The following is a 24,849-nucleotide window of genomic DNA, read 5'->3' as shown; positions in this document are numbered from 1 at the left end:
CTGTCAGATCAGTAATGCCGATTGTATCCTATGCTGGTGTAACCTTGAACGGTTAGCCGGCGATAGCGGCCAGGCAGTCAAGCGCGGTATTTAAAGCGGTATTGAGAAAGGAGAGCATCCATGGAACGAGATAACGACCACCGTTTACGCGAAGGCTACGAGCGTCTTTTGGAGCGCATGAAAAACGGCGCGGGCGAATTGACCTGGACGAACCTGCAAAAGGATCTGGACGACGCCGTCGCCTTCGAGGCCGAGTTCGAAGAGTACACTAAAGACGAGCTGGCGCTGCTGCGCGCCTGGGTCGAGCGCGATCTGAAAGACATGCGCCACTACATGGCAGACTCCGGCAAGCAGGTGGCTCAGTGGCTGGGGATCGACGTCGATACGCTGTCGCGGCGAGTGGTAGAGTCGCTTCTATCCATCGCCGATCGCAGCGTGGTCGAGCGCGAGCGCTTCGAGGATGACCTGGAAGCCGCCCGGGCAGATTACTGCGAAGGCGAAATGGCCGCACCCGGGCTCATGGCCTGCGTGCACTGTGATACCCAGGTCATGCTCGAGCGTGTCTCGCGCATCGAACCTTGCCATCAGTGCGGTCACCGCTACTTCTATCGCTTCCCTACGAAAATCGTCGAAACCTGATATTCGGCTTGTGACGCCGGCTCAGTTTCCGAACGTTCCGATGCCTGCGATCGCCGCCAGCGAGAGCAGGCTCATGATGGCGGCGTACACCAGATTGTCGTGCATCATCTGATAGCCGCTGACGCCATAGCGCCCCTGCAGCGACAGGTTGATCCCGGAAAGCGGCCCGACACTGGTGCCGACCGCCCAGCCGCTGAGCGCCACGAAGGCGAAGAGCGTCTGCTCCTGAGCGTCCAGGTTCAGGACCGAGGCCAGTATCGAGACGCCGATGATCGGGTGAAGCCCGATCAGTGCGCTTATCGTAATGGCGGCGAAACTCGCCATCGCCTGAACGATCCCGAAGTGCTCGAAGAGCGTCCAGTCGTCACCCGCCGCCGCGCTGACCAGCGTTGAAAGCCCGATGGTCAAAAGCCCCGCCGCCAGAAACAGTGAAAGCTCGCCGCGCATCGCGGGCAGGCGGTTGAAAACGTGCTGTCGAACCCGTTTGACGGTAAAGGCCGGTCCTTCGTGCAGGTTCGCCACCACCGCTACGGCGGGAACCAGAAAGGTAATGATGCTGACGATCGACAGCAGCGGTGTCAGCACGAAGTGAAACAGCATGACGCCCATGGCCATGCCCAGCGGCATGAACAGGCTTTTCGGCGAAAGCGAAAAGCCATCGACCTCGCGCAAATCGAAGCGCCGATTAAGCTCGAAGGTAGTGATCACCCCGGAGAGCATCGCAATGGGAAAGCCGACCAACGCGATCTGGCTGTACTCGACCGCCGGTGCCAGAGCGATCACCACGCCCATCGAGGCGAAAAACGGCGACCAGAGCGCCGCACTCGAGAGTCCGCGGTTCAGCGCCAGAAACTGGGGGGCGGTGAGCGGCGCGCGTCGCGCGATCCGGTCGCCCACCATGAAGACCGTGGAGAGGTTCAAGATCGTGCCGAGAAAATGAACCCCCAGCCAGGTGCGCAACACGCCGCCGCTGCCGGTGAGCCGCTTGCCCGCCGCAGGCCGGTTGCCCTGGCGTCCCACCAGCGAAATGAAGCTCACCCCGATCAGCATCGCGACGACGAATACGTTGCCTTCGAGCACGTGCGGCCAGTCGATGGGTGCTCCGTACACCAGATGGGCGGTCAGCAGCATCGACGCCCCCATCCCGATCAGTACGCCCGCCTGAAGTCGCGAGCGGCGCGGAATATCGTTCCATAGCAGCACCACCGCCGCCCACAGCAGGTAGCTCACAAGCGGATGTGTATCGGTCCAGGGCGTGAAGCCGGCGATTTGCGCCACTAAACCCGAAAACGCCAGCGTTCCCGCCAGACGCCGCCGCGCGGTGGTTCTGTCCATGAAGACTCCTTTAAAACGTGACTCGCAGGCTAATGAAATCGGCCCGTAAAAACCAGCGCGGTCTATCGCGTGTTAATCAGTTGGCGCACGCGATAAGCGGCTATCCTTTGATTATCGTTAAGGACTTTGCGTACCATCGAGTGATGGCAACGGCTGGCTGTTGTAACAGCGATTTTTTCAATAACAACGATGGGAGAGTGTCATGGAAACCTTGTCAGAGCATAAGGGCCGCTGTGTTTGCGGCGCCGTTAGCATCACCGCCCGCCCGGAAAGCCTGAACGTCGACGTTTGCCACTGCTCGACGTGCCGCCAGTGGAGCGGGGGGCCGCTGATGGTAGCCAGCTGCGGTACCCGCGTCGATTTCGAAGGAGAAGAGCGGATCTCGACGTTCGCTTCTTCCGAGTGGGCGCAGCGCGGCTTCTGTAGCGGCTGCGGCACGCACCTGTTCTTTCGCCTCAACGCGTCCGGGCAGTATCTGGTGCCGGTGGGGCTTTTACAGAGCGACGGTGCGTGGCGGCTCAAAAGCCAGGTCTTCATCGACCAGAAGCCGGCGTTCTACTCGTTTTGTGAGCGAACCCACGACCTGACCGGCGAAGAGCTTTTTGCCAAACACGCCTGAGGTAAGCGTGAAGATGCAAGAACTGGCCTCGTTTCAGGATGGTTTTCTACTCGGGGCCGGTAAGCTCTATCAATGAGGACGTTCTTGTGAACACGTTTCGTCCGCGCCGTTTGAGCGCGGCTCAACGAATAGCCGGCGCGATCATTGCGCTGGTAGGGCTGGTCACGCTTTTGCTGGGCCTGCTGATGGGCTACGCGCTTATCGGTGAGCTGAGCGATTCGTTGACGGAAGGGGCACTGAGTCTTGCCATCTTCTTCTCCCTGTTGACCGGGCTCGGCACGATCGCGCTGGCCGCCGGCTGCGGGCTGGCGCGAGGAAAGCGCGAGAGACCCCGCGAAGTGTGGGTCCCCTGGCAGGCGCTGATGCTTGCCGGAGTGCTAATCACGACCGCGATGCTCGCCTTTATGGGCCACGCTCTTTGGCACGGTAGCCCAATGGGAGGAGCCGCGGCTAAAGGGGTCAGCATGCTGATGGGACTGGGGCTTGCGTTTTTGGCGTCCGGTTTTTACCGGCGCAAAAAACGCGGACGTAACCTGTTTCGCTAGCTCGCCGCCTGAAGTGAGCGCGTGGGTTAAACGCTTGAAAGCGGTACGTTCTCCAGATCAACGGAGCGTTGGCACTGGCCTTAAAGAAAAACGCCCGGGCGATGCACGTCGACCCGGGCGTTTTACGTAGTACTTTTTTGAAAACGATTAGCGAACTACTTCCTTCTCCGGCTGGAAAATCGTACCCATGTCGGTCGAGAAGGGCGCTGCGTACTCATTCTCGATTAACGGGATAGCGGCGACGCGTTCGGCGCGGCGCAGAAGGTTTTTGTAGAGGTAGCGGTTGTACACCGCCCACAAATGAAAGGTCAGGAACGTGACGATGAAGCCTGCCGCCAGCAGCTGCAGCATCGTCGAGCTGTAGAGCTGTTCGATGATGGCGTCCTCGACGGTGTAGAACGTGTGCAGCCTTGAAAGTACTACCAGCCACAAGCCGAGCGTTGCCAGCGCCATCACGGTATCGCGCGTGCGGTACTGCCAGCATTTTTGGCAAGGGTTATCGATGATCACGGGCATCAGCTTGTTGCTCATTGAAGGGCTCTCCTCTGTCGGGGCTTTGCCAGGTGGCTAGCCGTCCTTTTTGGCGCGTCATCGCTTTGGGGAAGGCGATGATCACGGTGACCAGGTTGAGTATCCAGTACGCGAAGGGGTACCAGATGCTCCAGTAAACGCACTTGAGAATGTCGCGGTCGTAACGGCTGTCGATGTAAAAACTCACCGAAAACTGAATGAAACTGATGAAAATCAAAATGCTGCTGAAATAGGAGAGCACGCTGCCGGTCACCGGCCACTCGTCCGGCGTCAGCGCCTTGCTGACCAGCCACGCAACGATCAGCGCCAGTACCGAGTAGCACCAGACGACGCTGACGATGTACTCGAGCATCAGGATCCAGAAGCGACGGTTCTTCCAGCGCATGGTTTGGGTGAAGTAGCGCAGAAACACTTCGCCACCGCCCTGGGCCCAGCGCAGGCGCTGCTTGAAAAGTCCGCGCAGGGTTTCCGGCATCAGCACCCAGCACATGGCGCGGGGCTCGTAGCGAACCTGGCCACCGTCGAGCTGAAGCCGCCAGCTCACATCGATGTCTTCGGTGATCATGTCGGTGCTCCAGCCACCGATCTTCTCGATCGCCTGACGGCGAAATGCGCAGATGACGCCCGAGATGGTGAACACCATGCCGTAGATGCGCTGGGCGCGTTTGATCAGGCCGATGATCGCAGAGAACTCGCCGGTTTGAATCTTGCCGATCGCCGTCGAGCGGGTTCTCACCCGGGGGTTGCCAGTGACGCCGCTCACCCGAGGGCTTGCGACGAAGTGGCTGACCATGAAGCCGACGGCGTCGTAATCGAGAATCGCATCGCCATCGATGCCCACGATGATGTCGCCGCTGGCGTGGGCCAGGCCGTTGTTCATGGCGCTGGCCTTGCCCTGGTTGGGCTGATCCAGCACCGTCAATTTGGGGTAGCGCGCGGCGAGCGCCTGTAGGCGAGCCAGCGTGTCATCGCGACTGCCGTCGTTGATCGCCACGACGTCCATGTTCGGGTAGTTCTGCTTGAACAGGTGCTGCACCGTCTCGTCGACGTTCAGGCCCTCGTTGTAACAGGGCAGCAGCACCGTGACCGCCGGCGCCGACGGGTCGAACTGAAACGGGGTCGTCGTGGGCTGCTTGCGCTCCCAGTGCAGGTAGAAATACACGCCACCGCAGATCCAGATGGTGGCCATGACACTTGGGTAGCCAAGCGTAAAGGTGGCCAGAAGGTCGAGTAGGTTCATGGCAGTTTTCTAAAGCGTTGGCCCTGGGAAAAGTACGGTCTGATCACGTCGATATTGGGATGATTTTCATGGAAATCGTCCGGGTAGTAGCCGATGTGCTTGATACCTTCCTCTCGCAGAATACGGATCCACTCGGCGATCTCTTCACTCGGAATCGGTGTCTGGGTACGCCAGTCCTGAGTTTGAAGTTCGAACACGAGCTGCTGGGCACTGACCCGGGAAAGTGAACGCCGAGCAAGCTCTCTGAGCCAGCCGTTGGGGTCGTCGTCTGCCTCCTCCATGTAAGGCATCGCCATAACCGCCACGTAGTTGTAGGCCTGAGCGAAGCCTTCGGGGCTTTGCGAGAACCACTGCTGACTTTCCGGGTTCATGATCGTGGTGGCATACAGGTTGCGCGAGCTGGTGAACGCCTTGTTGTCCGATTGACGGTAGTAGTTGGCCGAGCGTAAAAGCTCCCGAGTAAAGTCCGCCAGGTACTGCTCCTTGAAGTCGGTCCAGCGCGGCATCTGAGCCTCTTGCTGAAGCGTTTCGATATCACCGGGCAGGCCGGCGTTTTCATAGGCGCTGAGTGCCGCCGGGCTTGCGTCCTCGTGATCGGTGAAAAAGGCGTCGTCGTGAAAGAGCACGCCGTCGAACTTGGTCAGACGCCCCAGATCCTGGTAGATCTCGTTGATGATGCGGCGGTTGTCGGCATCGAATGGGGTGAGCCTGCGGTAGTGCTCCGGCGCCTCGCCTCCGGTGCGGTCGTTGAGAACGTAGCGATGGTCGTCACCTAGATCGAAGGAGAGCACCGGCATCCAAGCGTACACCTTCACACCGGCGCGCTTTTTGAGCTGCCAGGCCACGCGGTTGAACAAATCGGCACGCATCGGCAGGTGGCGGTTGGGGAAATAGAGCTCGTTGGCAACGCCGTCTCCCTCCGGGTCGGCGAACGCCTGGAGATAAACCGTGGTGATGCCGTAGCTATAGATACGCTGAATCAGTCGATCTAGATTCTGCTCCTGCTGAACCGGGTCCGGATCAAAAACGTAGTCCAGATCCACGTGTACGATGCGAAGGGACTCTTTCTCCCACACGTTGTTGGCGAGAATCTCGCCCAAGGTCTCCAGGCTGGTCTCCTGATCGATCAGGTAGCGGTGAATGCTCGCAAGCGACTCGCCTGAGCGGTTGGGCGAGCTCAAAAGGCTGAAGGTGTAGCGCATGCCCACTTCGGCGGCCAGATCCAAAGTCGCCTGGCTGTAGGCGCCGTAGGGCCAGACCATCATGCGTGGTTCGCGCCCCAGGTGCTCCTCGAACTGATCGCGGGTGCGGGCCATGTCGGCGCGAATGCGCGCGGTATAAGCGGCTTCGCTTTCGTAGCCGGTCTGGCGGTTCCAGATCGTGGTGACCGCCGCACCCTGCTCGTTGCCCTGAGGGTTGCCGAGCACACCCTGGTGAAGATCGAAAGTATGCGAGGCGATCTCGACCAGCGGCGACTCGTCGAGCTCGCGGACCTGATCCCAGCTCAAAAAACGGCTGCGGGGTAGGGTGATATTGCCGTAGGGCACCTGGCCGCCGGCAGGCACGTCGAGCCAACTGCCCACCACGGCCTGGACGGCGGGGAAATCATAAAGCTTCAACAGCGGAAAGACGATGTCGTAAAAGCTTGCGTAGCCGTCGTCGAAGGTCAACAGGACCGCCTTGTCCGGCAGCGGTGCGCCGCCGTTACGGGCATCGAGGATCTGCTGAAAACTGACCGGCCGGTAGCCCTCGGCATCGATCAAGTTGAAGTGCTCGACCAGTCGGGCGCGGGTAATGGTCTGGGGGTAGATCGGCAGGTTCGGCGTGACCTGACGGTCGACCACGTCGTGGTAGCTGATGACGACGAAATCGTCAGGGGTGCGTTCGGCGTGCGCCTGAACGCTCAACAAGAGCAACACCAGACCGGTAATGAGCGTGCGCCAGTGCATTACAAGAATCTCCAGATAAAGCCAGCGGTGAAGGTGTTGTCGTACTCGGCAATGCCGTCATACACCGCGCGTTCGCGGGTGATGCCGTATTCGAGACTGAACGTGGGGGCAAGCTCGAAACGGTGGCCGTAGCCGATCGACCAGGTGTTCTCGTCGTCGAACTCTTTTTGCCAGTAGCGTCCAGCGCCGAGCGACAGCGTTTGAATGAAGCTTTGGCGGTAGTCCAGCGGGATTTCGTAGTTCACCGACAGCACGCCCGCCACGTTCGCATCGCGCTCGGGGTTGAAGTAGCTCGCCTCGACCTCGTCATTGGCCGATGCCGCGACCTGGGCCTCGCCGTTCACCTGCCAGCGGTCCAGGTGATAGAGCGTCTCGCGCCAGTAGCCGTAGGCCGATCGGCGCAGGTTGCCGTCATCGAAATCCATCGCCGACACGCCAAGGGCGCCTGCGCCGCGCTCGTCGCGGTAAAGGGCGATTTCACCGCGATAGCGGTCGGCGCTGACGCCGTCGTTGAGCGCGCGAAGCGGGGTGTCGAGGGTGTTGTGCTCCGCCGCGACGGTGGCCGTCACGTGATCGCTGGCGGCGTATCTGAGCTCGGCCTGAGCAACGAAGTCATTGCCCAGTTGAGCGCCGTGACCCGCCGACAGGACCACCGTTGCCGGGTACAGATTGAGCTCGTAGCCCGCAACGGTCGTGCCCGCGCGCAGGTCCTGATCGTCGAACTCGCCGTACTGATTGGTTTGAGTGATGAACGGGCGCGACCCTTGAGCATTGCGCGGCCCGTCGAGGCGCACTTGCGAGCGCCACTCTTTCGATGCCTGGGTGCTCACGCCTTCGCCGCTGCTCCGGGTAAACGAAGCGCTCAGCTGCGGGGCACGGGCCTCGCGCCACTCGCGGGCCAGCTCATCGCGGGACGGGCTGGGCCGGGCATCAGTGATCTCGCGGGCGATTGCATCCGTCGTGCCGGCCCACTGGCCGCGCTGAAGCCGCGATAAAAGGACGCCGTGCTCGGCCTGATAGCGCTGATCCGGCGCAAGCATGGGCTCGGCGCTTTGGTACGTGGCCTCGGCTTTTCGCGGCAAGCCTCGAATACGCTCGAGATCGCCTTGGGTAATCGCCAGGTAAGGGTCGCCAGGCGCCTGGTCCTGATAGGCCGCCAGCCTGTCGCTTGCTTCTCCTATCCGGCCGCGCCAGGCGGTCAGCAGCACGTCGAGCAGCAGTACCTTTTGGTAGTTGGCGTTGGGAATTTGCGTCGTGCGGGTAAAGTCCCAGCGGTACTCCGGCTCCTGAGTGAGCCAGCTTTTTAATAGCCGGTCGGCTTCGGCAAAGCGCTGCGCATCGGTGTAGCTAAAGAACAATCCCTCGTTGAGTGGATCGTCCGGGTTGATCGCCATACCCGGCGAGCGCGCGATGATCCCGCGATAGAGCGTGGCGGACTCATCGGGGTGGCCAAGACCGCCAAGTGCCAGCGCACGGGCGCGGAGCACGTAATCGGGCAGGGTGCCGTGCTGAAGCTCCAGGCGTTTGGAGAGTGCCTCGGCTTCACTAAAGCGTCGAAGCTCGGCAAGCGCGACCACCTTGTCGTACTCGGCCAGCGTTTTGAGCTGATCGGGAAGCTCGGCGTTGGACAGCACGGTTTCGAGCTGGCTGAGCCCGCTTGCAGTGCGCGAGGGTGTATCGGTATGAATGCCAAGGCGAATATCGGTGACCGCTGCGTAATAGGCCAGCCAAAGCCGGTCGCTGGCACTGAAAACGTCCGGATTCTGATTCATCAGATCGCGTGCCGCGCCGCTGGCGCCCAAACCTACCGCCAGGCGGTAAATCGCCTGCAGTTCGCTTGTGTTGCTCGGATCCCGCTCGATCAGCGCCTGGCGGGCAGCGAGCTCCTGGGTGGCGTTTTGCGTGCGCGAGGCAAGATAGCCGCGCGCCTCCAGCCCCTGCGCCGTCGTGCCCGCGACCTGCTCGTAGTTCTCGAGGTTGATTTGAGCCTGGGTGTAGCGCTCGAGGTCGGTATTGACCAGCGCCTGCCCTAGATACCCTTGGCCATTTTGCGGGTCGCGCCGCGCCAGCGTCTGATAGAAGGCCAGCGCCTGATCAAAAGCCTGCACGCGCCGCGCCGCGCCGCCAAGGTTTTCGAGTTCATTGGAGCGGTACTGCTCCAGAGAGCAGCCGGCGCAAACGGCCAGCGCATCGTCGAAGCGTTCGGCGCGCAGTAGAAGCGCGATCAAATCAGCACGCACCCACGCATCGCCGGTCTGTCGATAGAGCGTTTCGAGACCGCTGATCGAGGAGGTCAGGTTGCCCTCCCGCGCGTCTAGAACCAGTGCTTCACGGGTGAGATCCGTGGTGCTTTGACCATGGGCCGCTCCTGCCATCAGGCTTGCGAGCAGGCCAAGAGGCCAAAAGCGGCGAAGAGGGCTTTGCATGGGGGCGTATCCTACACAGGCTAGAGTGGTCACATTTGTGTAAGTAAATGTAACTTTTAGTGTATAGGAGTTTACTTAATGTAAAATCAGGAAGAAAATTGAACGATATAAGTGCCTATTTCGTTTTTAAACGAGGTGTAATTAATGCCTTTTAATAGGTTTTAATTTTATTTTTATCATTAGAATGAAAGCCACTCGTACAGCTTTTCAATAGCTTGCCGTCAGCGCCTCGATCATCTGCCTGGCCGCATTGGAGAGCGTCCGATCGGTATGGACGAGATAGCCAAGTGGGCGCTCAATGGGCGGCGTTTCAACGTTTAGTTCCACAAGTGTGTCGTCGAGCATTTTTTCCGGCAGTACGCTCCAGCCAAGCCCAACGCTGCACATCATTTTAAGCGTTTCGAGGTAGTTGGTCGCCATCCCCACGGACAGCGTAAGCCCGACTCCAAGAAAGCGCTTTTCGATCAGCGAGTGAGTGAATGTTTTGAGCCCGGGCATGACACAGGTAAAGGTGCTGAGCCTGTCCAGGGTGAGTGGTGTCTGCTTACGCGCCAGCGGATGATCCGGCGCGCAGACGAAGCAGAGTCTGTCACGCCAGAGTTCGGCCGTTTCGAGCTGTTCGGACGGTGTCGGGGCGAGGGTGACTACGGCGATTTCGAGCGTGCCATCGATGACGCCCTGGTAGGCGAGCTCCGAGTCCTGAAAGCGAAGGTCCAGCGCCACGTTCGGATGGCGCTCGGTGTAGCGCTTCAAGATCGGCGGCAGACGATGAAGCCCGATGTGATGGCTCGTGCCGAGCGTCAGCGTTCCGCCTACCTGACCGGAAAGATTGGCCAGCGCCCGTCGGCTATCTTCGACCGACTGCATGATATGAAGCGCGCGAGGCCGTAGTAGCCGGCCCGCCTCCGTCAGCGAAATGCGCCGCCCGATGCGATCAAAAAGCCGCGCGCCTACCTGGGTCTCGAGCGTGGCGATGCGCTTACTGATGGCCGGCTGGGTAAGATGAAGCTGCTCGGCGGCCCGCGAAAAGCTCTGCGTATCGGCGACGGCAATGAAAGCCTGCAGACTTTGGGTATCCATGGCGTTTTTACTCGGTGGGCTGCTATTCCATTATGGAATCTATTGCATGAATAACATGAATTGCTTTTATGCGCGAGGCGCGTAACACTGACGCTATACATAACGATTGACCCTATAACGCCCGAAGAGGCGGCTTGAAATAGCACCGGACCGAATCAGCAGGGCACCGCCCGGGAGAGCAGCATGTCAGAGCAACACGCCACGTCAGGTCAAACCCTTTACGACAAACTCTGGAATCAGCATCTGGTCAAGCAGCGCGACGACGGTACCGCGCTCATTTACATCGACCGCCAGTTGCTCCATGAAGTGACCTCGCCCCAGGCCTTCGAGGGTCTGCGCTTGGCCAAGCGCAGGCCCTGGCGCCTCGATGCCAACCTGGCAACGCCGGATCACAACGTGCCGACGACGCAGAAGGAGCGCGCCGCCGGCAACAGTGGCATCGAAGACCCGGTCTCGCTGATCCAAGTACAGACACTCGACGACAACTGCGTCGAGTACGGCATCGAAGAGTTCAAGATCAACGACCCGCGCCAGGGCATCGTGCACGTGGTGGGCCCGGAGCAGGGCGCCACGCTTCCCGGCATGACCGTGGTGTGCGGTGACTCCCATACCGCGACCCACGGCGCCTTCGCCGCGCTCGCCCACGGCATTGGTACCTCGGAAGTCGAGCACGTGCTGGCGACCCAATGCCTGCTGGCGCAAAAAATGAAGAACATGCAGGTGCGGGTGGAAGGCGAGCTTGGCCTTGGCGTGACCGCCAAGGACGTGGTGCTGGCGATCATCGGTGAGATCGGCACCGCCGGCGGCACCGGCTACGCCATCGAGTTCGCCGGCAGCGCCATCGGTTCGCTATCGATGGAAGGGCGCATGACCGTGTGCAACATGGCCATCGAAGCCGGCGCCCGGGTGGGCCTGATCGGCGTCGACGACACCACCATCGACTATCTGGCCAAACGCCCCTTCGCCCCGACCGAGGAGCAGTGGGAGGCCGCGGTGGCCGATTGGCGCGCGCTGGTGTCCGATGACGATGCTCATTTCGACAAGGTCGTGACCCTCAAGGCCGAAGAGATCGAGCCTCAGGTGAGCTGGGGCACGAGCCCCGAAATGGTCACCGGCATCTCCGGCCAGGTGCCGGATCCGCTGGCCGCCTCCGATGACACCGTCAAGCGCAGCCACACCCGGGCGCTGGAGTACATGGGCCTGCAGGCGAACCAGAAGATCACCGATATCAAACTCGACAAGGTGTTCATCGGCTCCTGCACCAACTCGCGCATCGAGGATTTGCGCGAGGCCGCGAAGGTCGCCAAGGGTAAGAAAGTGGCGGACTCCATCAAGCTCGCCATGGTGGTGCCGGGCTCGGGGCTCGTGAAGCGCCAGGCGGAAGCCGAAGGCCTCGACAAAATCTTTACTGACGCGGGCTTCGAGTGGCGCGAGCCGGGCTGTTCGATGTGTCTGGCGATGAACGCCGACAAGCTCGGCGCCGGCGAGCACTGCGCCTCGACCTCGAACCGTAACTTCGAGGGCCGTCAGGGCTACGGCGGGCGCACCCATCTGGTGAGCCCGGCGATGGCCGCCGCCGCCGCGATCGCCGGCCACTTCGTCGACGTGCGCACGCTCCCCGCCAATGATGCCAACCACGCCCAGGAGGCCTAAGCCATGAAAAAGTTCGAACGCATCAAGGGTCTGGTGGCACCGCTGGATCGCGCCAACGTCGACACCGACCTGATCATTCCGAAGCAGTTTCTTAAATCCATCAAGCGCACCGGCTTTGGCGTGAACCTGTTCGACGAGCTTCGTTACCTCGACGAGGGCCAGCCCGGCCAGGACTGCTCCAAGCGCCCGCTCAACGACGGCTTCGTGCTCAATCAGCCGCGCTACCAGGACGCCCAGGTGCTGCTCGCCCGGCGCAACTTCGGCTGCGGCAGCTCCCGCGAACACGCCCCCTGGGCGCTGGAAGACTTCGGTTTTCGCGTGGTCATCGCGCCAAGCTTCGCCGATATCTTCTACAACAACGCCTTCAAGAACGGCATTCTGCTGATCACGCTGCCCGAAGAGCAGGTCGAGCAGCTGTTTCAGGAAGTCGAAGCGATGCAGGGCTACCGGCTCGACGTCGATCTGGAAAATCAGCGCGTGACCACGCCCGGCGGCGACGCCTTCCCCTTCGAGGTAGACGCCTTTCGCAAGCACTGCCTGCTCGAAGGGTTGGATGATATCGGCATTACGCTGCAGGACGAGGACGCCATTCGCGCTTTCGAGGAGAAGCACCGCCAGGCGCGCCCGTGGCTTTTCCGTCAGAGTGCTTGACGTTTACCGACGCTTTTTAAGGAATTCGTATGACCCAGAAAGTATTGCTGCTGCCCGGCGACGGTATCGGCCCGGAAATCGCCGCCCAGGCTGCGCGCCTGTTGAAAGCCTGCCAGGACGCAGGGCTCGATATCGAGGTCGAAGAAGCCCTGGTGGGCGGTAGCGCCTATGACGCTCATGGCGAGCCACTGCCCGCTGAGACGCTTGAAAAAGCCACATCTGCCGATGCCATTCTTCTCGCCGCCGTCGGCGGTCCGAAGTGGGACAAGATCGAGGATCTCTCCAGACGTCCTGAGAAGGGCCTTTTGGGCCTGCGCAAGAACCTCGGGCTTTTCGGTAACCTGCGCCCGGCGCTTTTGTATCCGCAGCTGGCCAGCGCCTCGAGCCTGAAGCCTGAACTGGTGGCCGGGCTCGATATCATGATCGTGCGCGAGCTTACCGGCGGCATCTACTTTGGCCAGCCCCGCGGCATCGAGGAGCGTGACGGCGAGCGCGTAGGTTTCAACACCTACATCTATTCGGAAAGTGAGATCGAGCGCATTGGCCGGGTCGCCTTCGAGATGGCGCAAAAGCGCGGAAAGAAACTCTGCTCCGTGGACAAGGCCAACGTACTCGAGGTCACCATTCTGTGGCGCGAAGTCATGGAGCGGCTGGCGCCGGAGTACCCGGACGTCGAGCTCTCGCACATGTACGTCGATAACGCCGCCATGCAGCTGGTGCGCGCGCCCAAACAGTTCGACGTGGTGGTCACCGGCAACATGTTCGGCGATATCCTGTCGGATGCCGCCGCCATGCTCACCGGCTCCATCGGCATGCTGCCCTCGGCTTCGCTCAACGAAACTGGCCAGGGCATGTACGAGCCCTGCCACGGCAGCGCCCCGGATATCGCCGGGAAGAACATCGCCAACCCGCTGGCCATGATGCTGTCGGTAGCCATGATGCTACGTTATTCGCTGAACGAAGCCGGCCTGGCCGAGCGCATCGAAACCGCGGTGGGCAACGTGCTCGACCAGGGCCTTCGCACGGCAGACATCGCAAAGCAAGGCGAAGCCAGCGTGTCCACCGTCGAGATGGGTGACGCGGTGATCGAGGCGTTCAACGCGCTGGCCTGATGGTCGCTTCGTTTTCCACGGCGTCGGCCGCTTTGCGCAGCGGCCGACGTCTTTTGTTATAGTGGTGAGACAGGATTCAATTTACGGGAGATCAAAGCATGTTGAAGGTCGGTTTTGTCGGTTGGCGGGGCATGGTGGGTTCGGTACTCATGAACCGTATGCAGGAAGAGGGTGATTTCAACGGCATCGAACCGGTGTTCTTCACCACCTCTCAGGTCGGCCAGCCAGGCCCCGACATCGGTGTCGACGTGCCTGCGCTCAAGGACGCCTTCGATATCGAGGCGCTCAAGGCGCTGGACGTGATCATTACCTGCCAGGGCGGCGACTACACCAAAAAGGTGTACGGCGATCTGCGCAACAGCGGTTGGAACGGCTACTGGATCGACGCCGCCAGCACCCTGCGCATGGAAGACGAAGCGACCATCGTGCTCGACCCGGTCAATCGCCACGTCATCGACGAGCAGCTGGCCAAGGGCGCTAAAACCTTCGTGGGCGGCAACTGTACCGTCAGCCTGATGCTAATGGGGCTAGGCGGGCTTTTCGAGGCCAACATGATCGAGTGGATGACCTCGATGACCTACCAGGCCGCCTCCGGCTCCGGCGCCAAGCACATGCGCGAGCTTTTGAACCAGATGGGCGATCTGCGCGAAAGCGTGGCGTCGGAGCTTGCCGATCCGGCCAGCGCCATTCTGGAGATCGACCGCCAGGTGACCGCCAAAATGCGCGGGGGAGATTTCCCCACTGAGAACTTTACAGCACCCTTGGCCGGTAGCCTGATCCCCTGGATCGACAGCAAGCTCGACAGCGGTCAAAGCCGCGAAGAGTGGAAGGGCTTCGTCGAGACCAACAAGATTCTGGGGCTTGGCGACAACCCGATTCCGATCGACGGACTTTGCGTGCGCATTGGCGCCATGCGCTCGCACAGCCAGGCGTTCACCATCAAGCTCAAGCAGGATGTGCCGCTCGACGAGATCGAGGACCGCATCGCCAAGCATAACGACTGGGTCAAGCTGATTCCCAACGATAAGGAAGCGACCATCGCCGGCCTCACGCCGACCGCCGTGACCGGCACGCTGGACGTGCCGGTAGGGCGGTTGCGTAAGCTCAACATGGGCGGCGAGTATCTCTCCGCCTTTAGCGTTGGCGACCAGCTTCTGTGGGGCGCGGCGGAGCCGCTCAAGCGCATGCTGAAGATTCTGCGCGAGCACTGATCGCGAGCGTCGTCATCGCTTGAAAAAGGGAGGCCCAGGCGGCCTCCCTTTTTATTTGCCCGGCTAAAAAAATCGCTAAACTCGCGTAGGAGGGTCGTACTCACTGGGGTATGGTAATAAAGTATGATGGAGTGCCTGCGCGGTGGGCGCTGGGTAATCAATCTCGAGGGGCCTGGATGAAAAAAACGCTCGCCGGGGGCGTCTGGTGCGCTCTTGCAACGCTCAGTCCGGCAACGCTTGCCGTAGAGTTCGGGCCGGCCACGACGCTTTCGCCGCTGCAGGCACCGCTCGATGCCAGGATCAGCCTGCTGGCCGCCGATAATCTGCGTGTCGAGGATATCAACGCAGCCGTGGCCGAGCCCGCCGCTTTCAGCGCTCTGGGCCTTGCCTGGTCGCCGCTGCTCTCTGACGTCGAGGTCATGCCAGTGCGTCAGAACGGGCGTACGTTCTTACGCTTGAACGGCGCCCGCGCCGTCGATACGCCCTGGCTCGACGTGCTGATTACGCTGACCACCCCGAGCGGTCGCCAGACGCAGATGGTTACGCTGCTGTTTGACCCGGTGGATTATCTGCCCGGCACGACGGACACTGGGCTTGCCGCCACTCCCGCGCCGGTTTCCTCGCCTTCGCAACCGGCGCCGGCAGCTGCCGGAGCGTCCAGCACGCCGCGGCCAGCGCCTGCGGCGTCTCAGCCAAACACGCCCTCATCAGTCAGTTCCTATGCTACGGTCGCCCGCGGCGACACGCTGTGGAACATCGCGCTTCGCACCCGCCCGCCCGGCGTCGACGTTCAGCAGATGGTCATCGCCCTGGCCGATGCCAACCCGGCGGCCTTCGAAAGCGGTGGCATCGATACTCTCAGGGTTGGCCAGCGCCTCGAGATCCCGGGACGAGAGCAGGCGTTGCGCCTTAGCCCGCAGCAGGCGGCGCAGGCCGTCACTGCGCGAAGCGCGGCGACCCAGGCGCCCGGTATCGAGTCCGACCCGCCGCCGGCCTCCAGCTCACAAATGGCGCAAAACGCTCCGCTTGAAGAGCCCGCAGATTCCGCCGAGCGTCTGCCAACCGAGGCGCCTGCACCCAGCGAGCGCTCACCAGCCACGGACGCGCCGCTGATGGCGGAAAGCGCTGGAGAAGAAGAGCGCGAAGAGGTCGCAGGGGACGGTGGCGAGTTGGTCGAGGCGCTTGCGCTGATGAACGATCTGGCCAGTGAGGCGCCGAGCCGGGAGGTCACACCGCAAAGTATCGAGGCGGCACTGGCGGTCAGCGGCGAGCCGATCCCCGACGGTCGGGCCTGGGCCAACAGCCCGCTCTCGACCGACGTGCTGGGCCAGGTGCTGGCGTCGCTTTCACCCTTTGCCACGGTCGAGGCCGCACCGACGGAAAGCGAGTATCGCGCGATGCTCGACGAGCAGGCGCGCCAGGCCGCCGAGATCGAGTCGCTCACACTTGAGGTGGCCGAGCTGCGCCAGGCGCTCGACGAGGTGCGCGCCCTGGCCTCGACTCCTGCTCAGACGCCAACGACCCAAACGCTATCTGGCGCGGTAGCGCCTGACGCACCGGCGCCCAGTACGGCGGCGCAAAGCAGCGCCCGCCAGGTTTCTCTCGGGCCACTGGCGCTTTTACGCGAGCACTGGGTCTGGCCGGTAGGGCTTGGGTTGGCGCTATTGCTGGCCGCGATGGTGATCAGTCGCAAACGCCGCGAGCGCCAGTGGGAGCCTGCCCCAGTCGCTGCGCCGCCGCCCGTGAGCCCTGACGCGTCGGCCAGGCCCGCACCCGCCGGCCCCGCCCGGGCCGAGCCCACCGTAAAGCCCGCCGCGCCGGCAAGTGCCGCGCCCGTGGAGCCAACCAAAGCGCCTGCACCGGAGGCCGCCCACCAGCCCGAACCGCCCGCCGCCGTGCCACCCGCCGCCGTTGAGGAACCCGCGCCGACAAACGTGTCGCTCGGCGAGAAAGAACGCGCCCGCGAGGCACAAGAACCCCCGACCTTTCACGCCATCACCGAGGCGCCCGCGCCACAGACCTTGGCGCTCGAGCGTCGCGCCTTGAGCGGCCAGGCGCGCGTTCGGCCAGCGCCAAGCGAGTGGGAAGAGGAAGCACCGTCGATGTCGCCGAGCGTCAAGGAGCCCGCACCCGCCCCAACAGAGCAACCGCAGGAGGAAGCGCTGGCGCTGGCGCCTAAAAAGCCGGCTCGGCCGTCCAGCTACACCATCGACTACCGGCCCGAAAGCCTGACGGCTACCGATGAAACGCCGTCTACCCTGGAGGAGTATCCGTCACCCGCCATTGAGACGCCGGGGTCGAGCCCCGAGTGGGAAATCGAGGAGGTAGCATTTAAACCGCGACGTCGGGATAATGGCTGACCCTTTTCCCTGATTTCCAATACGGCGTGGCTGATGACGCTTTTTTACCATTTCGATGAAACCACGCCGCTCGACGGACGGCTGGCGCTCGGTATCGAATACGACGGCACGCGCTTTTACGGCTTTCAACGCTTGAAGCACGCCGCTTCCGTTCAGGCGGCGGTGGAGGAGGCGCTGGCTAAAGTGGCCGGCGCGCCGGTGCAGATCCACGCAAGCGGTCGCACCGACTCCGGCGTCCACGCGACCCGCCAGATCGTTCACTTCGACCCGCCGGCCGCGCGCAGCGAAAAGGCTTGGATCTTCGGCGCCAATACCAACCTCCCCAGGGATGTCGCCATTCGCTGGGTCAAACCGGTCGGCGACGATTTCCACTCTCGCCTGGGGGCGCTGGCACGGCGCTACCGCTACGTCTTCTTGAACCAGCCCAGCCGCCCGGTGCTCGAGCGCCATCAGGTCACCTGGTGTCGCGACCCGCTGGATGCGCCCGCCATGCATCGCGCCGCCCAGGCGCTGGTGGGCGAGCACGACTTTTCGAGCTTTCGCGCGGCGGGGTGCCAATCCAAAACGCCCTGGCGGCAGATGCATTTTTGCGAAGTCAGCCGCCACGGACAGCTGGTGGTAATCGACATTCAGGGCAACGCCTTTTTGCACCACATGATCCGCAATATCGCGGGGGCACTGGCAAGCGTGGGGCGCGGCGCAAAGGATGAAAGCTACATTGCGGCGCTACTGGCGAAGAAAAGCCGCCGGGATGGAGACGTCACCGCGCCGGCCTGCGGGCTTCACTTCGTCGACTCGGTCTTCGACGAGCGCTTCGCGCTTCCCCGCGAGCCGCTGGGGCCCCATCTTCTGGCGTTCACCGGTGAGTGGACCGGTGATCGAACGCTTCCAGACAATCCGCGCATCGCCGCTCGCCGCAAGCTCTCGTTTGCTCCAAAAGCGCCTTTGCCTGCCGGCGAGAACTCGGTCAGCGACACCCAAGCGAAGTCATAGCCCGTTATCCGGAGAAGCGCCATGCGCACGCGCATCAAGTTTTGTGGAATGACCCGAGCGGAGGATATCGACGCCGCCGTGGGCCTTGGCGTCGACGCGCTGGGTTTTGTCATGTGGCCGGGCAGCAAGCGCGCCGTTTCCCAAGCGCGTCTGGAGGCGTTGAGTGCCCGAGTGCCGGCCTTCGTCACAAGGGTCGGGCTCTTCGTCGACCAGCCGGTGGAGGTCATTGAGCGGTGTCTGCCGACTCTCGATCTGCTGCAGTTCCACGGCAACGAATCAGCGGCGTTTTGCGAGCAGTTCGGGCGGCCCTGGATCAAGGCGCTGCGCATGCGCGACGACGTGGATCTTCAGCGCGCGGCGCGGGAGTACTCGGGCGCCCGGGCGCTGCTGCTCGATGCCTATCGCCCGGGCGTTCCCGGCGGAACTGGGGAAACCTTCGACTGGTCCAGAATTCCCGCAGATCTCGAAAAACCTGTTATCCTCGCCGGTGGATTGACCCCGGCCAACGCCGGTGACGCGGTGGCGCGCGTAGCGCCTTTTGCGCTGGATGTCTCCGGTGGTATCGAGGCCGCCCCGGGCGTCAAGGACCCGGTGGCGATGAGCGGTTTCGTGCGCCAGGTAGCACTCGGCGACGCCGGGGCTTGCCACTGAGTCGAGGCCATCAGGTTCTATTCACTCAATAACCACGTTCATTTACCGTTTGCCTGCTCGGGCGATCTTGTGAGGTACCTCTGTGACTGTTTCAGCGACTGGTGATACCGAAACTGTGAAGACCCGGTTCAGCGATTTGACCAAAATGCCGGACGCGCGCGGCCACTACGGCCCCTACGGTGGTCGCTTCGTGTCGGAAACCCTGAGCTTCGCGCTCGAAGACCTGGAAAAGACCTACGCCAGCCTGCGCGACGACCCGGACTTTCAGGCCGAGTTCGATTTCGATCTGGCCCATTATGTCGGCCGACCCTCGCCGCTTTATCATGCCAAACGCTGGTCCGAGGCGCTCGGCGGCGCGCAGATCTGGCTCAAGCGCGAGGATCTGAACCACACCGGCGCGCACAAGGTGAACAACACCATTGGCCAGGCGCTGTTGGCGAAAAAGACTGGCAAGCCTCGGGTGATCGCCGAAACCGGTGCCGGCCAGCACGGTGTGGCCACCGCCACGGTCGCAGCAAGGCTGGGGCTTGAGTGTGACGTCTACATGGGTGCGACGGACGTCGAGCGCCAGAAGCTCAACGTTTACCGCATGCACCTGCTTGGCGCTCGGGTGATTCCGGTCGAGTCCGGCACGCGCACGCTGAAGGACGCCATGAACGAGGCGCTCAGGGACTGGGTCACCAACGTCGATAACACCTTCTACATCATCGGCACCGTGGCGGGTCCGCACCCGTACCCACAGCTGGTGCGTGACTTCAACGCCGTGACCGGGCGGGAAGCGCGCAGACAGTCGCTCGAGCAGATCGGTCGGCTGCCGGATGCGCTGGTCGCCTGCGTGGGCGGTGGCTCCAACGCCATCGGGCTCTTTTACCCGTTTCTGGAGGATGACGATGTCGCCATGTACGGCGTCGAAGCCGGCGGCGACGGCGTCGAAACCGGCCGCCACGCCGCCCCTTTGGCCTCCAATGCCCCCAGAGGCGTGCTGCACGGCAACCGTACCTATTTGATGTCTGACGAAGCGGGGCAGGTGTCGGACACTCACTCGATCTCTGCCGGGCTCGACTACCCGGGCGTGGGTCCGGAGCATTCGCTCTGGAAGGATGCCGGGCGCGTCAACTACGTGGCTGCCAACGATAAAGAGGTGCTCGAGGCGTTTCGCGAGCTGACCCGCATGGAAGGCATCATGCCGGCGCTGGAGTCCGCCCACGCGCTGGCGCACGCCAAGGTGCTGGCGCCGACCATGCGTGCTGACCAGCATATCGTGGTCAATCTCTCGGGTCGTGGCGACAAGGACATCATGACCGTTGCCGACATTGATGGACTCAAGTTTTAAGGGTGAGCATGAACCGTATCGATCAGCGCTTCGACGAACTCAAACGCCAGGGCCGCAAGGCCTTGATCCCCTACATCACCGCCGGCGACCCGGGCCCGGAGCACACCGTGGGCTTCATGCACGCCCTGGTCGAGGCCGGTGCCGACGTGATCGAGCTGGGCGTGCCGTTTTCCGACCCCATGGCCGACGGCCCGGTGATTCAAAAGGCCTGCGAGCGCGCACTCTCCAAAGGCACCCGGCTGGTGGACCTTCTGGACATGGTCGCCGAGTTTCGCCAGGCCGATAGTGAAACGCCGGTGGTGCTGATGGGCTATCTGAATCCGATCGAACGCATTGGCTATGCCCATTTCGCCGACCGGGCGGCAAGCGTTGGCGTGGACGGTGTACTGGTGGTGGACATGCCGCCAGAAGAGGCCGAGGAGTTCGGGCCGCTATTGAAAGCACGTGATTTGGCGGCAATTTTCCTGGTTGCACCTACCACTTCCAATGCCCGAGCCGCTACAATATGCGCCCACGGTGAAGGGTACCTTTATTACGTGTCGCTCAAGGGCGTCACCGGCGCCGCCACGCTCAACGCCCAGGACGTGGCCGAGCATCTCGCGCCGCTGCGTGAAATGACGAATCTCCCGCTCTGCGTGGGCTTTGGCATTCGGGACGGCGTCACCGCCGCCGAAGTCTCTAAGGTGGCCGATGGGGTCATCGTCGGCAGTGCGCTGGTGAACCGCATTGCCGACAATCTGGAGACGCCGGAGGTGATCGCCGGCGAGCTTAAAAGCGTGCTTGCCGAGATGCGCACCGCGATGGACGCCTGAGCCTCTTCATCGGCTAAACTGTTTTTATGACGAACTTTGATCGACGACACTCACAGCCTGGCAAGGCCGGGCGTTGACGACTACGGAAGCCTTTTTGATATGAGCTGGTTAGACAAAATCGTACCCTCCATGGGCCGTATCCAGCGTAAGGACCGTCGTGCCAGCGTGCCCGACGGTCTTTGGCGTAAATGCCCCAAGTGTGAAGCGGTTCTCTACCTGCCGGAGCTGGAAAAACATCAAAACGTTTGCCCCAAGTGCGACCACCACTTGAGGCTGACCGCGCGCAAACGCCTTGACTGGTTTTTGGATAAGCAAGGGCGCCAGGAGATCGCCGCCGATCTCGAACCCGTCGACCGGCTCAAGTTCAAGGACTCCAAAAAGTACAAGGACCGTTTGAGCGCCGCTCAGAAGGAGACCGGCGAGAAGGATGCACTGATCGCCATGCGCGGCGAGCTCGACGGTCTGCCGATCGTCGCCGTCTCGTTTGAATTCACCTTCATGGGCGGCTCGATGGGCGCGATCGTGGGCGAGAAATTCGTCCGCGCGGCGACCGTCGCCCTCGAAGAGGAAATTCCGCTGGTCTGCTTTGGCGCCTCCGGCGGGGCGCGCATGCAGGAGGCGCTGTTCTCCCTGATGCAGATGGCCAAGACCTCCGCGGCGCTTGAAAAGCTCAAGCAGGCGGGCGTGCCTTATGTCTCCGTGCTGACCGACCCGGTCTTCGGCGGCGTGTCGGCGTCGCTTGCGATGCTGGGTGATCTCAACATCGCTGAGCCCAACGCGCTGATCGGCTTTGCCGGCCCGCGGGTCATCGAGCAGACGGTGCGCGAAACGCTTCCGGAAGGGTTCCAGCGCAGCGAGTTTTTGCTCGAGCACGGCACCGTCGACATGATCGTTCATCGCCACGAAATGCGCGAGCGGGTCGGCGGCGTACTGCGCAAGCTCACCCACCAGAGCGCGCGCCCTCTTGATCAGGAGAGCGTCGAGGCAGCGGCCGAGGTCAATGAGCCGGTGGTAGACGAGGAGGCGTTGGCAAGCGAGGTCGAAGCCAAGTCCAAGGCGGCCCCGACCGGCTCTTCAAACGATGAAGCCAACCGCAATGCCTGACACGTTAGCCGGCTGGCTCGAACACCTGGAAACCCTGCACCCGGTGGGTATCGACATGGGGCTCGAGCGCGTGTCAAACGTGGCCGAGCGCATGGGCCTTTTGGAGCGACCGGTCGCCACGCGCGTAGTCATGGTGGCAGGCACCAACGGCAAGGGCTCGACGCTTGCCATGATGGAGGTCGTCGCCCGCGCTCACGGCTACCGCACCGGCACCTATACCTCGCCGCACCTGGTACGCTACAACGAGCGCGTAACGATCAACGGCCAGCTTGCCGGTGACACCGAGTTGATCGAAGGCTTCGAGCGGGTCGAAAAGGCGCGCACTCAGGAGCCGGCGATCAGCCTGACCTATTTCGAGGCGGGAACGCTCTGTGCGCTGTGGTGTCTTTCTCAGCAGGCGCTGGATCTGGCGTTTCTGGAAGTGGGATTGGGTGGGCGTCTGGACGCGGTCAATATCGTTGAGCCGGACGTGAGTATCGTGACGACTGTCGCCCTCGATCACGCCGATTACCTGGGCACCGACATTGAGCAGATCGGTCGCGAAAAAGCCGGTATTTTCCGGCCGCTGAAGCCCGCCGTGTTAGGCAGCCGGTCTCTGCCGGTGAGCGTCGCCGAGACCGCTATCGAAATGGCCTCGACGCTTCATGCGCTGGGCGTGGCCTTCAAGCACAGCGCTGACGCCAAGGCGAGTAACGATCTGATCACCCGCTGGTGCTGGCACGGCTTGACCGACGAAGGCGACACCGTCTCCCTGGATGCGCTCATCGACCCGGGGCTTCCCATCGATAACGCCGCCACCGCACTCCAGGCGCTTGCACTCGTCGGCGTGAGCTTCGACGCCGCGCTGGTCAACCAGGCGTTTCGCTCGCTGATCGTGGCCGGCAGGATGCAGTGGATCGGGCAGTGGTGCCTGGACGTAGGTCACAACCCTCACGCCGCACGCTATGTCGCCAGCCGTTTGCCAACGCTCGACGAAGGCGCTCGCCAGTGGGCGCTGATCGGTATGCTCAAGGACAAGGACGCCGATGGCGTGCTGGAGGCCCTGATGCCTTGCATCAGCGACTGGGTCTGCGTAAGCCTTGACGGTGAGCGCGGGCGGCCCGCCGAGGATCTTGCCGAGCGCATTAGAGCGAAGGGCGGCGTGGTTCACGCTTTGGCCGATTCTCCTACACAGGGCGTCGACATCATTGGGGCCGAGCTCGACGGCCGTGATCGCGTACTCGCCATGGGGTCGTTCAAAACCGTTGCCGCGCTTTTGGAGTACCCGCTGCCGCAGGCCTGACACAGCCACCGCGCTACATCTGGCGCTCGAGCCGGCCCCACGCTGTAAGGAGAGGGATATGAAATACGGTAAAGCGGAACGCATTAGCGGAATCGTGATACTCCTGGCGCTGCTGGCGATTTTCGTGCCATGGCTGATGGGCGACCCGGCTCCTCGCGAGGAGCGTCCTCAGCCAACGTTCGTCATCGAACAGCCCGAAAGCGTGGCGCGTCGTGACGTTCCCGCGCCCCAGGCACCGGCGAGCGTCGAGGCGCTGACCGACGGTGAATCGGCCCAGGGTGGCGATGGTCAGGAGGCTATTGATGCCGTGCCGGCCGACCCCCGGGCACCCCTCACCGATCGCGTCGCCGCCGCCCAGAGTGGCTCCAACGCCTCGCAGCCGACAGAAGAGGCGCCGGCCCAGTCAGACCCGATCGCCGAGATCGTGGCGGCCAACACGGCAACGTCGAGCACGTCATCGAGTGCGAGCCAATCCGCCTCGGCACCAGCGACTGCAGCGCAGGGTGAGTGGGCGGTTCAAGTTGGCAGCTTCGGCGATATCTCCAACGCCCAGCGCCTCTCGGAGCAGCTTTCGAACCAGGGGTTCAGCGCGTTTCGCCGCGCGCGGGACAACAACCTCACCTCGGTCTACGTCGGCCCCTATGCCACCTCGGAAGAGGGCGAGTCGGCGATGGCGCTGATCAAACAGCGGGCCAACGTTCAGGGGCTGCTGGTGCGGGTTAGAGATTGACGATGGCGCTCACCTGGCTCGATGCGCTGTTTCTGGCCGTGATGGCGCTGTCCATGATGGTGGGGTTTTTGCGTGGCTTCGTTCGTGAAGCGCTGGGGCTGAGCGCCTGGGTCGTGGCGCTAATGGTGGCCCGGGTGCTCGCCGACCCGGTCGCCGAGCTCTTGAGCGGCATGATCGACAGCTACGATGCGCGGCTGGTGTTGGCCTTTGCGCTGGTGATCTTTGCGGTGATTCTGCTTTGCGGCATCGTGATTCGACTGGTGCACGCAGCGATCGTGTGGGTCGGCATGGGGCTTTTGAACCGCTTCGCCGGCGCCGCCTTTGGCCTGGCCCGGGGCGTAGTGGTGCTGTTGATCGCCACGGTCCTGATCACCTTGACGCCGTTTTCGGATTTACAGGCCTGGCAGCAGGCGAGCCTACGCCCCCCCTTCATCGAACTAAGAGACTGGGCCGTCAGCCAGCTTAATCAATGGGAGCGCGAGCTTCCCCGAGCGCCCGAATCGCTTCGCGATATCAGCCTGCCCGAGCTTCGCTCGTTTGGGCCGTCGGACGACTCCTCGAGTGCGCCTTTGCCCTCCTCGAACGTGCGTTGA

22 protein-coding genes are annotated in these 24,849 nt (G+C 62.5%); 16 read left to right on the top strand and 6 right to left on the bottom strand.

Going from position 1 to position 24,849, the window contains the following annotated elements; genetic code table 11:
* Positions 1-120 precede the first annotated feature (120 nt).
* Positions 121-639 (top strand): zinc ribbon-containing protein, encoded by a 519-nt coding sequence (locus tag RN347_RS09655; protein ID WP_263587007.1) that lies wholly within the window; start codon positions 121-123, stop codon positions 637-639.
* A gap of 21 nt (positions 640-660) precedes the next feature.
* Here the strand turns inward: RN347_RS09655 and RN347_RS09650 are convergent, their stop codons facing one another.
* Complete coding sequence (locus RN347_RS09650; RefSeq protein ID WP_311958034.1) at positions 661-1,974, bottom strand: hypothetical protein; 1,314 nt, start codon at positions 1,972-1,974, stop codon at positions 661-663.
* 202 nt (positions 1,975-2,176) lie between these two features.
* On the opposite strand from RN347_RS09650, the gene RN347_RS09645 reads away from it, so the two are divergent.
* Positions 2,177-2,593, top strand: coding sequence for a GFA family protein (locus tag RN347_RS09645; protein WP_311958033.1), 417 nt, complete (start codon positions 2,177-2,179; stop codon positions 2,591-2,593).
* Positions 2,594-2,679: 86 nt separating this feature from the next.
* Positions 2,680-3,138 (top strand): hypothetical protein, encoded by a 459-nt coding sequence (locus tag RN347_RS09640; RefSeq protein ID WP_311958032.1) that lies wholly within the window; start codon positions 2,680-2,682, stop codon positions 3,136-3,138.
* Between the two features lie 147 nt (positions 3,139-3,285).
* Here the strand turns inward: RN347_RS09640 and RN347_RS09635 are convergent, their stop codons facing one another.
* The 5 genes from RN347_RS09635 to RN347_RS09615 form a co-directional block, all read right to left on the bottom strand.
* On the bottom strand, positions 3,286-3,669 hold the full coding sequence (locus tag RN347_RS09635; protein ID WP_263587011.1) for a PgaD family protein: 384 nt from the start codon (positions 3,667-3,669) through the stop codon (positions 3,286-3,288).
* Positions 3,635-4,909, bottom strand: coding sequence for a poly-beta-1,6-N-acetyl-D-glucosamine synthase (gene pgaC, locus RN347_RS09630; RefSeq protein WP_311958031.1), 1,275 nt, complete (start codon positions 4,907-4,909; stop codon positions 3,635-3,637). The genes RN347_RS09635 and pgaC overlap by 35 nt, the downstream gene beginning before the upstream one ends.
* Positions 4,906-6,858 (bottom strand): poly-beta-1,6-N-acetyl-D-glucosamine N-deacetylase PgaB, encoded by a 1,953-nt coding sequence (gene pgaB, locus RN347_RS09625; RefSeq protein WP_311958030.1) that lies wholly within the window; start codon positions 6,856-6,858, stop codon positions 4,906-4,908. Before pgaB ends, pgaC begins: the two co-directional genes overlap by 4 nt.
* On the bottom strand, positions 6,858-9,284 hold the full coding sequence (gene pgaA, locus RN347_RS09620; protein WP_311958029.1) for a poly-beta-1,6 N-acetyl-D-glucosamine export porin PgaA: 2,427 nt from the start codon (positions 9,282-9,284) through the stop codon (positions 6,858-6,860). The genes pgaB and pgaA overlap by 1 nt, the downstream gene beginning before the upstream one ends.
* 207 nt (positions 9,285-9,491) lie before the next feature.
* Entirely contained in the window at positions 9,492-10,364 is an 873-nt protein-coding gene (locus RN347_RS09615) for a LysR family transcriptional regulator (protein ID WP_263587015.1), read from the bottom strand.
* A 183-nt stretch (positions 10,365-10,547) separates the two neighbouring features.
* Here RN347_RS09615 and leuC point away from each other — a divergent pair, with 183 nt between their 5' ends.
* The 13 genes from leuC to RN347_RS09550 all read left to right on the top strand — a co-directional run bounded on the left by leuC (position 10,548) and on the right by RN347_RS09550 (position 24,849).
* Positions 10,548-12,017 carry a 3-isopropylmalate dehydratase large subunit gene (gene leuC / locus RN347_RS09610; protein ID WP_263587016.1) on the top strand — a complete coding sequence of 490 codons (1,470 nt, stop codon included), beginning with the start codon at positions 10,548-10,550 and terminating at the stop codon, positions 12,015-12,017.
* 3 nt (positions 12,018-12,020) lie between these two features.
* On the top strand, positions 12,021-12,668 hold the full coding sequence (leuD, locus tag RN347_RS09605) for a 3-isopropylmalate dehydratase small subunit (RefSeq protein ID WP_311958027.1): 648 nt from the start codon (positions 12,021-12,023) through the stop codon (positions 12,666-12,668).
* Positions 12,669-12,697: 29 nt separating this feature from the next.
* Entirely contained in the window at positions 12,698-13,780 is a 1,083-nt protein-coding gene (gene leuB / locus RN347_RS09600) for a 3-isopropylmalate dehydrogenase (protein ID WP_311958024.1), read from the top strand.
* A 98-nt stretch (positions 13,781-13,878) separates the two neighbouring features.
* Positions 13,879-14,991, top strand: coding sequence for an aspartate-semialdehyde dehydrogenase (gene asd, locus RN347_RS09595; RefSeq protein WP_263587019.1), 1,113 nt, complete (start codon positions 13,879-13,881; stop codon positions 14,989-14,991).
* 176 nt (positions 14,992-15,167) lie between these two features.
* Positions 15,168-17,351, top strand: coding sequence for a FimV/HubP family polar landmark protein (locus RN347_RS09590; RefSeq protein ID WP_311958021.1), 2,184 nt, complete (start codon positions 15,168-15,170; stop codon positions 17,349-17,351).
* Between the two features lie 33 nt (positions 17,352-17,384).
* A complete protein-coding gene (gene truA / locus RN347_RS09585) occupies positions 17,385-18,344 on the top strand; it encodes a tRNA pseudouridine(38-40) synthase TruA (protein WP_311958020.1) in 960 nt (319 codons plus the stop codon).
* Between the two features lie 21 nt (positions 18,345-18,365).
* Positions 18,366-18,995, top strand: coding sequence for a phosphoribosylanthranilate isomerase (locus tag RN347_RS09580; RefSeq protein ID WP_311958019.1), 630 nt, complete (start codon positions 18,366-18,368; stop codon positions 18,993-18,995).
* A gap of 145 nt (positions 18,996-19,140) precedes the next feature.
* Positions 19,141-20,328, top strand: a complete 1,188-nt coding sequence (gene trpB, locus RN347_RS09575; protein ID WP_263587302.1) for a tryptophan synthase subunit beta — start codon at positions 19,141-19,143, stop codon at positions 20,326-20,328.
* An 8-nt stretch (positions 20,329-20,336) separates the two neighbouring features.
* Positions 20,337-21,140 carry a tryptophan synthase subunit alpha gene (trpA, locus tag RN347_RS09570; protein WP_311958017.1) on the top strand — a complete coding sequence of 268 codons (804 nt, stop codon included), beginning with the start codon at positions 20,337-20,339 and terminating at the stop codon, positions 21,138-21,140.
* Between the two features lie 99 nt (positions 21,141-21,239).
* Positions 21,240-22,244, top strand: coding sequence for an acetyl-CoA carboxylase, carboxyltransferase subunit beta (gene accD, locus RN347_RS09565; RefSeq protein ID WP_311958016.1), 1,005 nt, complete (start codon positions 21,240-21,242; stop codon positions 22,242-22,244).
* A complete protein-coding gene (gene folC, locus RN347_RS09560) occupies positions 22,237-23,526 on the top strand; it encodes a bifunctional tetrahydrofolate synthase/dihydrofolate synthase (RefSeq protein WP_311958015.1) in 1,290 nt (429 codons plus the stop codon). The genes accD and folC overlap by 8 nt, the downstream gene beginning before the upstream one ends.
* A 58-nt stretch (positions 23,527-23,584) precedes the next feature.
* Positions 23,585-24,256 (top strand): SPOR domain-containing protein, encoded by a 672-nt coding sequence (locus RN347_RS09555; RefSeq protein ID WP_263587026.1) that lies wholly within the window; start codon positions 23,585-23,587, stop codon positions 24,254-24,256.
* Between the two features lie 2 nt (positions 24,257-24,258).
* Complete coding sequence (locus tag RN347_RS09550) at positions 24,259-24,849, top strand: CvpA family protein (protein WP_263587027.1); 591 nt, start codon at positions 24,259-24,261, stop codon at positions 24,847-24,849.

The organism is Halomonas sp. PAMB 3264 (assembly GCF_031954245.1).
In the GTDB taxonomy this organism is placed as follows: Bacteria; Pseudomonadota; Gammaproteobacteria; order Pseudomonadales; family Halomonadaceae; genus Vreelandella.
Note: the sequence above shows the minus strand (reverse complement) of the source record. Positions and strands in the feature narration are given on the sequence as shown.

What these genes read in the sequence shown, in the direction of transcription:
- RN347_RS09635 (WP_263587011.1), bottom strand. Translation starts at nt 3,669, where the DNA reads ATGAGCAACAAGCTGATGCCCGTGATCATCGATAACCCTTGCCAAAAA.
- pgaC (WP_311958031.1), bottom strand. Translation starts at nt 4,909, where the DNA reads ATGAACCTACTCGACCTTCTGGCCACCTTTACGCTTGGCTACCCAAGT.
- RN347_RS09550 (WP_263587027.1), top strand. Translation starts at nt 24,259, where the DNA reads ATGGCGCTCACCTGGCTCGATGCGCTGTTTCTGGCCGTGATGGCGCTG.
- trpA (WP_311958017.1), top strand. Translation starts at nt 20,337, where the DNA reads ATGAACCGTATCGATCAGCGCTTCGACGAACTCAAACGCCAGGGCCGC.
- truA (WP_311958020.1), top strand. Translation starts at nt 17,385, where the DNA reads ATGACGCTTTTTTACCATTTCGATGAAACCACGCCGCTCGACGGACGG.
- pgaA (WP_311958029.1), bottom strand. Translation starts at nt 9,284, where the DNA reads ATGCAAAGCCCTCTTCGCCGCTTTTGGCCTCTTGGCCTGCTCGCAAGC.
- leuC (WP_263587016.1), top strand. Translation starts at nt 10,548, where the DNA reads ATGTCAGAGCAACACGCCACGTCAGGTCAAACCCTTTACGACAAACTC.
- folC (WP_311958015.1), top strand. Translation starts at nt 22,237, where the DNA reads ATGCCTGACACGTTAGCCGGCTGGCTCGAACACCTGGAAACCCTGCAC.
- leuB (WP_311958024.1), top strand. Translation starts at nt 12,698, where the DNA reads ATGACCCAGAAAGTATTGCTGCTGCCCGGCGACGGTATCGGCCCGGAA.
- accD (WP_311958016.1), top strand. Translation starts at nt 21,240, where the DNA reads ATGAGCTGGTTAGACAAAATCGTACCCTCCATGGGCCGTATCCAGCGT.
- RN347_RS09645 (WP_311958033.1), top strand. Translation starts at nt 2,177, where the DNA reads ATGGAAACCTTGTCAGAGCATAAGGGCCGCTGTGTTTGCGGCGCCGTT.
- leuD (WP_311958027.1), top strand. Translation starts at nt 12,021, where the DNA reads ATGAAAAAGTTCGAACGCATCAAGGGTCTGGTGGCACCGCTGGATCGC.
- RN347_RS09650 (WP_311958034.1), bottom strand. Translation starts at nt 1,974, where the DNA reads ATGGACAGAACCACCGCGCGGCGGCGTCTGGCGGGAACGCTGGCGTTT.
- RN347_RS09580 (WP_311958019.1), top strand. Translation starts at nt 18,366, where the DNA reads ATGCGCACGCGCATCAAGTTTTGTGGAATGACCCGAGCGGAGGATATC.
- RN347_RS09615 (WP_263587015.1), bottom strand. Translation starts at nt 10,364, where the DNA reads ATGGATACCCAAAGTCTGCAGGCTTTCATTGCCGTCGCCGATACGCAG.
- RN347_RS09555 (WP_263587026.1), top strand. Translation starts at nt 23,585, where the DNA reads ATGAAATACGGTAAAGCGGAACGCATTAGCGGAATCGTGATACTCCTG.
- pgaB (WP_311958030.1), bottom strand. Translation starts at nt 6,858, where the DNA reads ATGCACTGGCGCACGCTCATTACCGGTCTGGTGTTGCTCTTGTTGAGC.
- RN347_RS09590 (WP_311958021.1), top strand. Translation starts at nt 15,168, where the DNA reads ATGAAAAAAACGCTCGCCGGGGGCGTCTGGTGCGCTCTTGCAACGCTC.
- trpB (WP_263587302.1), top strand. Translation starts at nt 19,141, where the DNA reads ATGCCGGACGCGCGCGGCCACTACGGCCCCTACGGTGGTCGCTTCGTG.
- asd (WP_263587019.1), top strand. Translation starts at nt 13,879, where the DNA reads ATGTTGAAGGTCGGTTTTGTCGGTTGGCGGGGCATGGTGGGTTCGGTA.
- RN347_RS09655 (WP_263587007.1), top strand. Translation starts at nt 121, where the DNA reads ATGGAACGAGATAACGACCACCGTTTACGCGAAGGCTACGAGCGTCTT.